Genomic DNA, 13,326 nt, shown 5'->3' on the forward strand with positions numbered 1-13,326 from the left:
GCCATGGCCTACGTGCAGCAGAGGTCAGGCGACGGACGCAAGGACCTTCGGTACCCCGCGGCTCCCGAGCCGCTCGCTGTGCCGGTGTACGACAATCACGCCCACCTGGAGATCGTCGACGGCGATGAGCCGCTCTCGCTGACCGAGCAACTCGACCGTGCCGAGGCCGTCGGCATCGTCGGCGTCGTGCAGGCGTCCGGCGACATCGAATCCTCGCAGTGGGCGGTGGATGCGGCGGCATCCGATCCTCGCGTGCTGGCCGCCGTCGCGATCCATCCCAATGACGCACCCGCATATGCCGCAGACGGCATGCTCGATGCGGCCATCGCGACGATCGACGAACTCGCAGCTCACCCGCGTGCCCGGGCTATCGGGGAGACGGGACTGGACTTCTTCCGCACCGGCCCGGAGGGCCATGCGGCGCAGTTCGCCTCGTTCGAGGCGCACATCACGCTGGCGAAGAAGCACGGTATCGCGATGCAGATCCATGACCGTGACGCGCACGAGGCGGTGCTCGAGACGCTGGTCCGCGTCGGCGCCCCGGAGCGCACCGTTTTCCACTGCTTCTCCGGCGACGACGCGATGGCCCGGACGTGCGCCGATGCCGGCTACTACCTGTCCTTCGCCGGCAACATCACCTTCAAGAACGCGCAGAACCTGCGTGATGCGCTGAAGGTGACGCCGCTGGAGCGCATCCTCATCGAGACGGATGCACCGTTCCTCACCCCGGTGCCACTGCGTGGCCGGCCGAACGCGCCGTACCTCGTGCCGATCACACTGCGCTTCATGGCCGCGGAACTCGGGATCGACGTCGACGAGTTGGCGACGCAGGTCGCGGCGAACACGCTCGCGGTCTACGGCTCCTTCGAGGACTGAGCTTCGTCGACCCCGACAGCGCCCTCGACCGGCTTCGCGCTGACGATCTGCGAGATCGGCTTCCACACCAGCAGCAGGGTGATCGCGGCGCCGACGAACGCGAACCACCAGGGAGCGGTGAGGCCCCAGAACTGGGCGATCACACCGCCGAGCGCCTGGCCGATGACCATGCCGCCGAAGACGCCGACCATGTTCACCGAGGCGACCCGGCCCTGCAGCTCGGCCGGCACGAGTCGCTGTCGCACCGTCGTCGAGATCGTGCCCCACACGAACGCATAGGCGCCGAAGACGAACATGATCACCAGGGCCACCCACCCGACGGATGTGAGGGCGAAGGCGAGGTGCATGAGCACCTCGAGCGACAGCACGACGCGTATGAGTGTGGCGAACGAGACGTGCCGCTCCAGCCAGCCGAAGCTCACCGTCGCGAGCAGACCGCCCGCGGCGGATGCCGTGGTGAGCATGCCGTAGCCGACGGGCCCCATCTGCAGATGCTCGGTCGCGTACAGCACGAGCACTCCCCATGGCGCGGCCCAGGTGATGTTGAAGGCGAGGATGATCAGCACGAGCATCCGCACCGGCGGGTTCCGCCACAGCCACCGCAGGCCCTCGGCGATGTCGGTGTGCACCGGAGGATGCGCGCCGGACTCTCGCGGCGGCACCGGAGTCTTCGCCATCCGCGAGATCAGCACCACCGCGAGCGACACGCAGACGACTTCGAGCAGGAACGGCCAGGCCGTCCCTGCGGCGAACAGGAAGGCGCCCAGCGGCGGTCCGGCGAACTGGTTCGCGACGAGATAGCCCGCCTGCAGCCGGGCGTTGCCGAGACCGAGATCGGCCGGCTTCACGAGCATCGGCAGCAGCGTGCTTCCTGCGGTGTCGACGAACACCTCGGCCGTGCCGTACAGGAAAGCGACGGCGAAGACGATCCAGATGTTGGCCGTGCCGGTGACGAGGAAGACGCAGAGCGCGGCGAGCACGATCGCCCTGGCCGCGTTCGCGAACATCACCAGGCGGCGGCGGTCGAACCGGTCGGCGATCGCGCCCGCGTGCAGGCCGAACAGCAGCCACGGCAGGAACTGGAGGATCGCACCGGACGCCACCAGGATCGGGGACGACGTCATGGAGGCGATCAGCAGGGGAGCGGCGGCCAGGGCGACTCCGTCGCCGATGTTGCTCGTCCACGACGAGGCGAGCAGCCAGCGGAAGTCCTTCCCCATCCGGCGCGGCGCGATGAGGTCACCGAGAGAGGGCATCATCAAAGAGTACTGGCGGTAGGGGACAATGGACGGATGACCGTCACCCTGCTCGGCGCCACCGAGATCCGCCGCCTTGCCGCCGAGCTCGACGTCACCCCCACCAAGAAGCTCGGACAGAACTTCGTCGTCGACGCGAACACCGTCCGCAAGATCGTGCAGGCCGCGCGCGTGCAGCCGGGGGAGCGCGTCGTGGAAGTGGGTCCGGGGCTGGGCTCGCTGACCCTGGCCATCCTCGAAGCCGGCGCATCCGTCACCGCCGTGGAGATCGACCACCGACTCGCCGCGCGCCTGGCGCAGACCGCCGCCGAGCACGGCGTCGCCCCGGAGATGCTCACCGTCGTCGACGCCGACGCGCTCCGCATCACCGAACTCCCCGGTGAGCCGACCGTGCTGGTCGCCAACCTGCCCTACAACGTCTCCGTGCCGGTGCTGCTGCACTTCCTCGAGAACTTCACCTACCTGCAGCGCGGCGTCGTGATGGTGCAGGCCGAGGTCGCCGAGCGCATCGCCGCGAAGCCGGGCTCCAAGATCTACGGCACGCCGAGCGTGAAGGCTGCCTGGTACGGCGACTGGAGGCTCTCGGGCACCGTCTCGCGCCAGGTGTTCTGGCCGGTGCCGAACGTCGACAGCCTGCTGGTCGGGTTCGCCCGTGCCGCCTCGGCCCGCGGCAGCGAGGAGGAGCGGCGGCGCACGTTCGCGATCGTGGACGCCGCCTTCAATCAGCGCCGCAAGATGCTCCGCCAGGCGCTGTCCGGGATCTTCGGCAGCTCCGCCGCGGCATCCGAGGTGCTGATCGCCGCCGGCGTTGCACCGACGGCCCGCGGTGAGGACCTCACCGTCGACGATTACCAGCGCATCGCCCAGCACGCCGAGCATGCCGAGCGCGCCGCGATCGACCAGCCCCAGGCCGCGGGCTGACGGTCAGGCGCTAACCTGGCACGGTGACAGAGTCTTCGCGCTTCCGCCCCGACGTTCCAGAACTCCACCGCCCGTACACGGCGGCCGAGAACCGCTACGAGCAGTTCGAGTACCGCCAGGTCGGCTCGTCGGGCCTGTACCTGCCGCCGATCTCGCTCGGACTGTGGTGGAACTTCGGCGACAACATCCCGCTCGACAATCAGCGCGCTCTGCTGCGCCACGCTTTCGACCGGGGCATCACGCACTTCGACCTGGCCAACAACTACGGTCCGCCGTACGGCTCCGCCGAGAAGAACTTCGGACGCATCTTCGCGGAGGACTTCCGCCCGTACCGCGACGAGCTGATCATCTCGTCCAAGGCCGGCTGGGACATGTGGCCCGGTCCCTATGGCGACCTCGGCAGCCGCAAGTACATCCTCGCGAGCGCCGAGCAGTCGCTGACGAGGATGGGCCTCGACCACGTCGACATCTTCTACTCGCACCGCGTCGATCCGGTGACGCCGATCGAGGAGACCGTCGGGGCTCTCGATACCCTCGTGCGGCAGGGCAAGGCGCTCTACGTCGGCATCTCGTCGTACAGTGCGGAGCGCACGGCGGCCGCCGTGGCCGTGGCCCGTGATCTCGGAACTCCGCTGGTGATCCACCAGCCGGCGTACTCGATCCTCAACCGCTGGGTGGAGGACGGCCTCACCGACACGCTCGAGCAGAACGGACTCGGCGCCATCGCGTTCACGCCGCTCGCCCAGGGGCTGCTCACCGACAAGTACCTCGGCGACGGCACCGCTGATCGCGCGCAGCAGCGCGGTTCGCTGCCGGACGGCCCCCTCACGGCCGGCGCGGTCGAGACGCTGCGCGCCCTGAACGAGGTCGCTCGAGAACGCGGGCAGTCGCTCGCTCAGATGGCGCTGCAGTGGACGCTGCGCAACCCGATCGTCACGTCCGCGCTCATCGGAGCATCGCGGACATCGCAGCTCGACGAGAACATCGCCGCCGTCAACGGTCCCGCCTTCACCGCCGTCGAACTCGAGCGCATCGACGAACTCGCCGGCGCCGTCGACGTGAACCTCTGGGCGAAGTCGTCGGAGCTGTGAGCTCGGGATCATGACGCACCGATCGCGGACGCAGAGAGCTGAGCAGCCATGAGCTTCGCCGCCATCTCGGATGCCGTGCACGTGCGTGCACCGGGCAAGATCAACGTCTACCTCGGTGTCGGCGCGCGCCACGATGACGGATACCACGCGCTGGCGACGGTTTTCCAGGCGGTGTCGCTGTACGAAGACGTGATCGCGCACCACGCGGACGACTTCTCGCTGACCGTCTCGGGCGTGGACGACCCGGACAGCGTTCCGCTCGATGACCGGAACCTGGCGATGCGAGCGGCGAAGCTGCTGGCCTCGGCGACGGACTACGCGGGTGGCGTGGCCCTCCGGATCCGTAAGAGCGTTCCGGTGGCCGGGGGCATGGGCGGGGGATCCGCGGATGCCGCGGCCGCTCTGGTCGCCTGCGACGCGCTGTGGGGCACCGGACTGTCACCGGCCCGACTGCACGAACTCGCCGCGCGCCTGGGAGCGGATGTGCCGTTCGCCCTGCACGGCGGCACGGCCGTCGGCACCGGCCGCGGTGATCAGCTCAATCCCGCGCTCGCCAGGGGGCGTTTCGACTGGGTGCTGGTGACGAGCGATGCAGGGCTGTCGACGCCGGTCGTGTATCAGCGGCTGGACGCGCTGCGTGCCGAGGAGGGTGCGCTCGCCGACGACCCTCCGGTGTCGCTCGACGTTCCCATCCCGGTGCTGCAGGCGCTGCGGTCGGGAGATCCGGCGCTGCTGGCGGAGTGCCTGCACAACGATCTGCAGGCGGCGGCCGTTCACGAGCGGCCGGACCTCGCTCAGACGATCCGCGACGGCATCGACGCGGGTGCGCTTGCCGGCATCGTCTCCGGCTCCGGCCCCACCGTCGCGCTGCTGTGCGACGGTCCGGAGAGCGCGCAGGACGTGCAGTCAGCGCTGCGGCTGGCCGGGCGCGATCCGCTGCACGTGCACGGCGCCGTCGCAGGCGCGCGCATCATGTCCTGACGGCGCGCTGCCTGTTGTTGGTCTCGGACGTCCCCCGCGCGGAGCGACCGCGTGCCGCAGGCACCGCAGATGCGCTTTCGTCTTGTGCGCGACATAATGATGAGACGAATGTGACCGTGCACACGCGAGGAGGCTGTGATGTCGTCTCCCTCTGAGCGCGCCCGCCAGCCGAGCATCCGCGATGTCGCGCGTCTCGCCGGAGTCTCGCACCAGACCGTCTCGAGGGTGCTGAACGATCACCCCAGCATCCGCCCCGAGACGAAGGCGAAGGTGCTCGACGCCATCGCGGTTCTCGACTACCGGCCGAATCTCGCTGCGCGCGCACTGGTGACGAGCAGGTCGAACACCCTCGGCATCCTGTCGGCGACGATCGGCGAGTTCGGCCCGACGTCGTCCATCGCGAGCATCGAGGACGCTGCGCGCGAGGAGGGGTACTCGGTTTCGACCCTCAATCTCGCGGCGACGACGCCGGAGGCGATCGGGCACGCCGTGCGGCAGCTGGCGCGGGAGCAGGTCGACGGGATCGTCGTGCTCGCCCCGCAGGTGCGCGTCTTCCATGTGCTGCGCGGGATGGCGGTGGATCTGCCCTTCGTCACTCTGCAGACGGCTTCCGGCTCGGACGGCGTGAGCCTTTCGGCCGATCAGGTGGCCGGCGCGCGGTCGGCGACGACGCACCTGATCACCCTCGGGCACAGCGAGATCCTGCATCTCGCCGGCCCGCAGGACTGGATCGAGGCCGAGTCCCGGATGAGGGGATACCTGGAGGCGCTCCGTGAGGCCGACCTGCCCACCTTCCCGCCGATCAGGGGGGACTGGTCCGCCGATTTCGGCTACTTCGCCGGGCAGGAACTGGCGCGGCGTCGTGATTTCACCGCGGTCTTCGCCGCGAACGACCTGATGGCGATCGGACTCATGCACGGGTTCCGGGACGCCGGGGTCCGGGTGCCGGATGACGTGAGCGTCGTCGGGTTCGACGACATCCCGGTGGCGGCGCATGTCTCGCCGACGCTGACCACCGTGCACCAGGACTTCCCGGAACTGGGTCGCCGCGCGGTGCGGATCCTGCTCGCGCAGATCCGTGGCGAGGCGCCGCCGTCGTTCGGCGAGCTGCATTCGGCGCTCCGTGTGCGTGAGTCGGCCGCATCACGGTAACGAAACGAAATCTCCGTCTGGACTTGACAGAGGCTCGTTCGAAGTGGACGATGTAATTCAATGTGAACGGTCACATCGCACGTGACCGCACCGTCGCGAGGAAAGAACCGTGAGCACAACAGCAACGTTGCCGGTCGTGTCTGGCCCCATCCTGGAGATGCGCAGCATCACGAAGGAGTTCCCGGGAGTCAAGGCGCTGGCCGATGTGTCGATCACCGTCAGGTCCGGCGAGATCCACGCCATCTGCGGCGAGAACGGCGCAGGGAAGTCGACCCTCATGAAGGTGCTCTCGGGGGTGTACCCGTACGGCACCTACGACGGCGACATCCTGCTGTACGGCGAGGAGCAGCGCTTCAAGGACATCGCCGCCAGCGAGCACGCGGGTGTCGTGATCATCCACCAGGAGCTCGCGCTCATCCCCGAGCTGTCGATCACCGAGAACATCTTCCTCGGCAATGAGATCCGCCGTTTCGGCAAGATCGACTGGCAGGCGCAGAAACAGCGCGCCCTCGAGCTGCTGGCGCGCGTGGGACTCAGCGAGGACCCGGATGTCGCGATCAAGCACCTCGGCGTCGGCAAGCAGCAGCTGATCGAGATCGCGAAGGCGCTCAACAAGGACGTCCGGCTGCTCATCCTCGACGAGCCGACGGCCGCGCTCAACGAGAACGACTCGCAGCACCTCCTCGACCTCATCCTCGGGCTGAAGGCCAAGGGGATCGCGTCGATCATCATCAGCCACAAGCTCAACGAGATCGAGCAGATCGCCGATGAGATCACGATCATCCGCGACGGCCGAACGGTCGAGACGCTCGACATCTCGCGGGGCGAGATCAATGAGGACCGCATCATCCGCGGCATGGTGGGCCGCTCGCTGGAGAGCCGCTATCCGGATCGCACCCCCGACATCGGCGAGGTGTTCTTCGAGGTCAAGGACTGGTGGGTGCAGCATCCGACAGTCTCCGAGCGCATGGTCGTCAAGGGATCGGGCATCACCGTGCGACGCGGTGAGGTGGTCGGCATCGCCGGGCTCATGGGCGCAGGGCGCACCGAGTTCGCGATGAGCATCTTCGGGCGTTCCTACGGCACCTTCCTCTCCGGCCGGATGTTCAAAGACGGGCAGGAGGTCGTGCTCTCCGACGTCGCCACCGCGATCAGGCACGGACTCGCGTACGTCAGCGAGGATCGCAAGTCGCTCGGCCTCAACCTCCTCGACACCATCAAACGTTCGGTCGTGTCGGCGAAGCTCTCGAAGATCGCCAGGCGGGGCGTGGTGAACGAGCAGGAGGAGTTCGTCGTCGCCGAGCGCTACCGCAAGGCGCTGCGCATCAAGACGCCGACCGTCGAGGAGGGCGTGGCGAAGCTCTCGGGAGGCAACCAGCAGAAGGTGGTCCTCGCGAAGTGGATGTTCACGGACCCCGATCTGCTCATCCTCGACGAGCCCACCCGAGGCATCGACGTCGGGGCGAAGTACGAGATCTACGCGATCATCAACGAACTCGCCGCTCAGGGCAAGGGCGTCATCGTCATCTCCAGCGAACTGCCCGAGCTCCTCGGCATCACCGACCGCATCTACACCGTCTTCGAGGGTCGGGTCACCGACTGCATCCCTTCCGACCAGGCCACCCCGGAGGAGGTCATGCGCAGCATGACGTCCGCTACCCAGAAAGCATCCGCATGAGCACCACGACGACCACCGAGACCGAGAAGCGCGGCTTCCACTTCGGCGACATCCGCAAGATGTTCGGCGGCAACGGCACGTCGTCGTTGCGCCAGTTCGGCATCCTGGGCAGCCTGTTGGTGATCATCCTGTTCTTCCAGGTGGTCACGATGATCAAGAACCCGAACGGCGCCACTCTGACGCCGAACAACCTCATCAATGTCATCAACCAGTACTCGTTCATCCTGATCCTGGCGATCGGCATGGTGATGGTGATCATCATGGGCCACATCGACCTGTCGGTCGGGTCGGTGGCGGCCTTCAGCGGCATCATCGTGGCGAAGGCGATGGCCGACTGGAATCTCTCCTGGCCGCTCGCCATCCTGCTCGGACTCGGCGTCGGAGCGCTGGTGGGCGCGTGGCAGGGGTTCTGGGTCGCCTACGTCGGGGTGCCGGCGTTCATCGTGACGCTCGCCGGAATGCTCTTCTTCCGCGGAGCGAACCAGTTCATCGGCAACTCGCAGTCGATCCCCGTGCCCGAGGAGTTCGTGTACATCGGGGCCGGCTACCTGCCCGAGGTGGCTCTGCCGCTGAACTTCAACGTGCCCACGATGATCCTCGCTCTCGTCGGCGTCGCCTGGGTGATCTTCTGGGAGATCCGCACGCGCCGCATCCAGAAGAAGATGGGTTCGGACCGTGCACCGGTCTGGGTGAGCGCGACCAAGGTCACTCTGCTCTCGGCCGTCATCCTCGGCGCCGGCTGGCTGTTCGCCACCGGACGCCCGGGAACGAGCTTCCCTGTGTCCGGCCTGATACTGCTGGCACTCGTCATCATCTACTCCTTCGTCACGCGCAACACCGTTTTCGGCCGCCACATCTTCGCGGTCGGCGGCAACCGGCAGGCGGCTCGCCTGTCCGGCGTCAAGGACCGCTGGGTCGACTTCTTCGTGATGATGAACATGTCGGTGCTCGCATCGCTGGCCGGCATGATCTTCGTCGCCCGTTCGCAGGCGTCCGGGCCCGGTGACGGCAACGGCTGGGAACTCGACGCGATCGCGTCGGTGTTCATCGGCGGCGCCGCGGTCGCCGGCGGCATCGGCACGGTGATCGGGTCGATCATCGGCGGCCTTGTGATGGCGTTCCTCAACAACGGCCTTCAGCTGCTCGGTCAGGGAGCCGACGTCGTCGCGATGATCAAGGGCCTCGTGCTCCTGCTCGCGGTCGCCATCGACGTCTGGAATAAGCAGCAGGGTCGCCCGTCTCTCATCGGTTTCCTCACCCGTCGTCGCGGACGACTGGAGGATGCGGAGACCGAGACCTTCAAGCCCAATCAGACCTACCAAGCCCCCGCCGTCGACAAGACGCGCGGAAAGTAGGCGGACGCCTGGCGTCGCGCACACGCGCAAGGCATCCGTCGCACACAAGAGAAAGAGATCACATGAAGAAGATCATCGTCACGGCGACAGCGCTTGTCGCCGCGAGTGCCTTCGCCCTCACCGGCTGCTCCGGTGAGCGCGGCGGCGGCGACACCGGGGCCGGCACCGAAACGGAGACGACCGGATTCGAGGCCGGATCCACGATCGGCGTCGCGCTTCCGGACAAGACCAGTGAGAACTGGGTGCTCGCCGGTCAGCTGTTCACCGACGGGCTGGAAGAGGCCGGGTTCAAGGCCGACGTCCAGTACGCCCCGGCGAGCAACACCGTCGCCGAGCAGCAGAACCAGATCCAGGCCATGGTGACCGGTGGTGCGAAGGTTATCATCATCGGCGCGAAGGACGGCAAGCAGCTGGCCACGCAGGTGCAGGCGGCGAAGGACTCCGGCGCCTACGTGATCGCGTACGACCGTCTCATCGAGAACACCGAGGCCGTCGACTACTACGTCGCGTTCGACAACTTCAAGGTCGGCCAGCTGCAGGGTCAGGCGCTGCTGGACGGGCTGGCAGAGCGCGCCGGGCACGAGGCGCCGTACAACATCGAGTTGTTCTCCGGCTCGCCGGATGACGCGAACTCCGCGGTCTTCTTCGACGGTGCGATGGAAGTGCTCCAGCCGAAGATCGAGGACGGCACGCTCAATGTCGTCTCCGGTCAGACCGAGATCGCGCAGACCGCGACCGAGGGCTGGCTCGCTGAGAACGCCCAGAACCGCATGGACACGATCCTCACCGGATCGTATGGCGGCGACACGGCGCTCGACGGTGTGCTCTCGCCGAACGACACGCTCGCTCGCGCCATCATCACCTCGGTGCAGCAGGCCGGCAAGACGGTTCCGGTCGTCACCGGCCAGGACTCCGAGGTCGAGTCGGTGAAGTCGATCATGGAGGGCATCCAGTACTCCACGATCAACAAGGACACCGCGCTCCTCGTGGAGCAGGCCATCAAGATGGTCGGCCAGCTGCAGAAGGGCGAGGACGTCGACGTCAACGACACCGAGTCGTACGACAACGGCAAGAAGATCGTCGACTCGTACCTGCTCGAGCCGCTGATCGTCACGAAGGAGAACGCAGCCGAGGCGTACGCCAACGTGCCGAGCCTTCTGGAGATCGTGAAGTCGTACCAGTAACGACTTCCGTTCGGGGACGCGCGAGCCGTCCGGACCTTCGGGTCCGGGCGGCTCGCTTCTTTCGCGTGGCCCGGCGACAGATCCCACACCGTTCCGCGCGGACGCCAGAACGGAATGAGTGTTCACCCTGGTAGGGCTCGTGCTCGCGCCCGCGAACGTTCGGGCCAGGGCGCGCGCTCGTGGCCGTCAGAACGGTGCGAGTGACAGCTCGGATGCCGGGGTGGCCCAGGCGGCCTCGACGGACGCGCCGTTCGGTGCGAAGACGACGGTGTTCTGCGGTGGCGGACGGTCGATGTAGCTTCGTCCCGTCGGACTCCGCCATTCGAGCAGACCGTCGCTGAGTTGCGCCACCTGCCAGGGGGAGTGGTGCTTGAGCATGTGGTGTCGTCGGCAGAAGTCGGCGAGGTTCGTGTCGCAGGTTGCGCCCCCTGCGGACGCTGGTTCGTTGTGGTCGGCGTCGCACTTGCGGGCGACGATCCCGCAGGTGGGGAAACGGCAGCGTTGATCGCGCGCTTTGAGGTGCCGCTTGAGATGCTCGGAGGGTCGGTAGCGATCGACGGCGAGGAACGCCCCGGTGACGGGGTGGGTGAGCACACGATTCCAGCCCGTCGTTGAAACAGCGAGGACTCGGGCGGTTTCGGCATCGATCGGGATCACGCCGTCGAGCAGCGCCGGCGGAAGCGGTGTCGAAAGCAGTGGCGGCGTGTGATCGTCCAGTGATCCCGAAGTCGAGCCCGAGTCGGTCGTGAAATCGAGGGTCTCTTCGGACGCGGCTGTGTCTGTGGCATCCGCGCCCAGACGCAGATCCTGTGCCATGAGAGTCATCACCGGCACGGTGATCTCGATACTCGCGCGGATCTCACCGAGGATCCCGTCGATCGTGTCGTGCCCGGTCGGGACTCCGGTGAGAACGAGGTCGGCCAGGAGATCGGCGCGGATCTCATCGACGGTCCGGGTATCCGCTTCGAGTTCGCGACCTTCCGCGGCGGCATCTCGTGCAAGGCGCATGTTCTCGTCCTTGATCTGATGCGCCATCTGCGAAAGCCGATCCATCATGCCGTGGACGAGCACGGCCGGAGCATGCATATGCAGGTCGGCCATCCCATCGTCCGCGTCTGCGATCCACACCCGCCGTTCCGCGCGAGCGGCCTGATGGCGCTCATCGATGCTGCGCTCCTGGAACCGCTCTGCGATCCGCTTGGCGAGCGGACGCAGCCGGTTCGGCGACTCCGCCTCAGCGAGCGGCAGCACGGCCGCGGCGTACCTCTCTCGATCGGCCTCGTCGGTCAGGTGCGCGCCCGCATCGATGATCACACGCGCGTGCCCCGCAGAGATGCGCCCTGCGCCCTGGGCTGCCCAGACAGCGGGGAAGGCATCGACCAGCCACGACGCGTCGCCGATCCGCCTCTCGACGGTGCGGTCGCTGACCCGAAGCGCCTGACCGATCTCCGCAGCCACCGCGCGGATCGTCATGTCCCCCTTATCGGGATGATCGCCCTGCTTCGCGATATCGATCGCCAGACGGCCGGCCAGGGCGAGGATGCCGTCGCGGGCGGCCTGCATCGATGCGAGCGTGGCTTCTGCAGCCTGCATGGACTCGACCAGATCGGCGAGCATCGCCATCTGGGAGTCGGTTGCGTCGAGCATCGCGGCCATGGATCCATTACAGCGCAGGCCACCGACATTCGAACGAAGATACTGGGTATCTGCTTGGCTGAAGCCGCCTTGAGTTGTGTGAGTTGTGACTGGGTCAACATCCGAGCGAGACGCTGATAATTTCCTCAGACGGCGCAGGACGTGCCCTCCACTCAGTGCAGCCATAACCGTCCGGTGCTCATCTCGGAGAATTGCGGGTCCCCAGGTGATGCTCGGGGCTGTGACATCAGGGGCCGTCACTCGGTGCGGTGACTTCGGCGGTCGTCATGGGGGTTCTTGCTAGCAAGGTGTTCTCAAATCGGCTTCTGCTCGACTGCCCTGGCCGGCTCGATAGCATGAGCGCATGATCGCTCTCACCGCATCAGCACGAGTGCTGAGAGTGTTCCAGGTCATGTGGGTGATCGGCTTCCTCGTTGGAACAACCACTCATACGGCGGATCTGATCGTCGGGGGATTGAACGCCTACAGTGCCTTCCCGCTCGGCGTCCGGCTGTTCTGGGTGACACTCACGATCCTGGATCCGGCCACCGCTGCGCTGATCATCTTTCGACGGCGCTCCGGCATCGTGCTCGGCAGCGCCGTGATCATCGCCGACATCGCAGTGAACTGGACCCTCTTCGCTACGGTCGGCGGACTCTCGTCCTTCGGGGTCATCAGTCAGAGCCTCTTTGCGGTGCTCATCTTCGTCACGGCTCGCCCCCTTTGGATATGGTTCGGGCAATCTTCTACACGAGAACGCGGCAACGTGAGCAGAGAGGCCTGACGGCCCACGATTGCGAGACGGTCGACCAGGGCCACGGATTCAAAACGACTGAACTTTCGATGCTCAGGGCCTGGTCGTCCTCCAGACGACGCGTAGGACGTCGATCACGTCGTCGGGATCTGCACCTGTCGCGGCGGCTTCGGCGACCAGTTCCCGAATGCGCTTCACGACGGCCCCGGGGAGGAGCGCGGCGGACTCGGCGACTCGAGTGCCGGCCGCGGTGCGGCTGATGACGAGACCTTCTTGCTCGAGCATCTTGTATGCCTTTGCGGCCGTGCCGGCGGCCACGCCGAGGTCGCTCGCCGTCTGCCGCACGGTCGGCAAGCGTTCGTTCGCGCCGAGCTGGCCCGAGACGATGAGCCCGCGGAGTTGTCGGTAGATCGCCACGGCCGGGCTCCCGTCCTCCGTCGATG

Annotated in this window: 12 protein-coding genes; 9 read left to right on the forward strand and 3 right to left on the reverse strand. The window is 67.0% G+C overall.

Features of this window, described 5'->3' with window-relative positions; all coding sequences use genetic code 11:
* Positions 1 to 3: 3 nt before the first annotated feature.
* Positions 4 to 876, forward strand: coding sequence for a TatD family hydrolase (locus CUR96_RS10560; RefSeq protein WP_102193274.1), 873 nt, complete (start codon positions 4 to 6; stop codon positions 874 to 876).
* Here the strand turns inward: CUR96_RS10560 and CUR96_RS10565 are convergent.
* Complete coding sequence (locus CUR96_RS10565) at positions 855 to 2,132, reverse strand: MFS transporter (protein WP_102193275.1); 1,278 nt, start codon at positions 2,130 to 2,132, stop codon at positions 855 to 857. The genes CUR96_RS10560 and CUR96_RS10565 overlap by 22 nt on opposite strands.
* A gap of 36 nt (positions 2,133 to 2,168) precedes the next feature.
* Between CUR96_RS10565 and rsmA the strand changes: the two genes are divergently transcribed.
* The 7 genes from rsmA (at position 2,169) to CUR96_RS10600 (ending at position 10,494) form a co-directional block, all read left to right on the forward strand.
* Positions 2,169 to 3,053, forward strand: a complete 885-nt coding sequence (rsmA, locus tag CUR96_RS10570) for a 16S rRNA (adenine(1518)-N(6)/adenine(1519)-N(6))-dimethyltransferase RsmA (protein ID WP_102193276.1) — start codon at positions 2,169 to 2,171, stop codon at positions 3,051 to 3,053.
* 23 nt (positions 3,054 to 3,076) lie between these two features.
* The gene (gene mgrA, locus CUR96_RS10575; RefSeq protein WP_102193277.1) at positions 3,077 to 4,144 is read left to right on the forward strand and encodes an L-glyceraldehyde 3-phosphate reductase; all 1,068 of its coding nucleotides are present in this window, start codon (positions 3,077 to 3,079) and stop codon (positions 4,142 to 4,144) included.
* A gap of 48 nt (positions 4,145 to 4,192) precedes the next feature.
* Positions 4,193 to 5,125, forward strand: coding sequence for a 4-(cytidine 5'-diphospho)-2-C-methyl-D-erythritol kinase (locus CUR96_RS10580; RefSeq protein ID WP_102193278.1), 933 nt, complete (start codon positions 4,193 to 4,195; stop codon positions 5,123 to 5,125).
* Between the two features lie 138 nt (positions 5,126 to 5,263).
* A complete protein-coding gene (locus CUR96_RS10585) occupies positions 5,264 to 6,277 on the forward strand; it encodes a LacI family DNA-binding transcriptional regulator (protein ID WP_102193279.1) in 1,014 nt (337 codons plus the stop codon).
* Positions 6,278 to 6,413: 136 nt separating this feature from the next.
* Complete coding sequence (mmsA, locus tag CUR96_RS10590; protein WP_102193280.1) at positions 6,414 to 7,955, forward strand: multiple monosaccharide ABC transporter ATP-binding protein; 1,542 nt, start codon at positions 6,414 to 6,416, stop codon at positions 7,953 to 7,955.
* Entirely contained in the window at positions 7,952 to 9,310 is a 1,359-nt protein-coding gene (gene mmsB, locus CUR96_RS10595; RefSeq protein ID WP_102193281.1) for a multiple monosaccharide ABC transporter permease, read from the forward strand. Before mmsA ends, mmsB begins: the two co-directional genes overlap by 4 nt.
* Before the next feature lie 62 nt (positions 9,311 to 9,372).
* Positions 9,373 to 10,494 (forward strand): substrate-binding domain-containing protein, encoded by a 1,122-nt coding sequence (locus tag CUR96_RS10600; protein WP_102193282.1) that lies wholly within the window; start codon positions 9,373 to 9,375, stop codon positions 10,492 to 10,494.
* A gap of 186 nt (positions 10,495 to 10,680) precedes the next feature.
* Here CUR96_RS10600 and CUR96_RS10605 read toward each other — a convergent pair whose 3' ends face one another.
* Complete coding sequence (locus tag CUR96_RS10605) at positions 10,681 to 12,141, reverse strand: HNH endonuclease signature motif containing protein (RefSeq protein WP_245861197.1); 1,461 nt, start codon at positions 12,139 to 12,141, stop codon at positions 10,681 to 10,683.
* 352 nt (positions 12,142 to 12,493) lie between these two features.
* Here CUR96_RS10605 and CUR96_RS10610 point away from each other — a divergent pair, with 352 nt between their 5' ends.
* Entirely contained in the window at positions 12,494 to 12,913 is a 420-nt protein-coding gene (locus CUR96_RS10610; protein ID WP_102193284.1) for a hypothetical protein, read from the forward strand.
* A gap of 63 nt (positions 12,914 to 12,976) precedes the next feature.
* Here the strand turns inward: CUR96_RS10610 and CUR96_RS18785 are convergent, their stop codons facing one another.
* Positions 12,977 to 13,300 (reverse strand): GntR family transcriptional regulator, encoded by a 324-nt coding sequence (locus CUR96_RS18785; protein ID WP_245861199.1) that lies wholly within the window; start codon positions 13,298 to 13,300, stop codon positions 12,977 to 12,979.
* Positions 13,301 to 13,326: the final 26 nt, after the last annotated feature.

Source organism: Microbacterium aurantiacum, from assembly GCF_002872075.1.
GTDB classification, from domain to species: domain Bacteria; phylum Actinomycetota; class Actinomycetes; order Actinomycetales; family Microbacteriaceae; genus Microbacterium; species Microbacterium aurantiacum_A.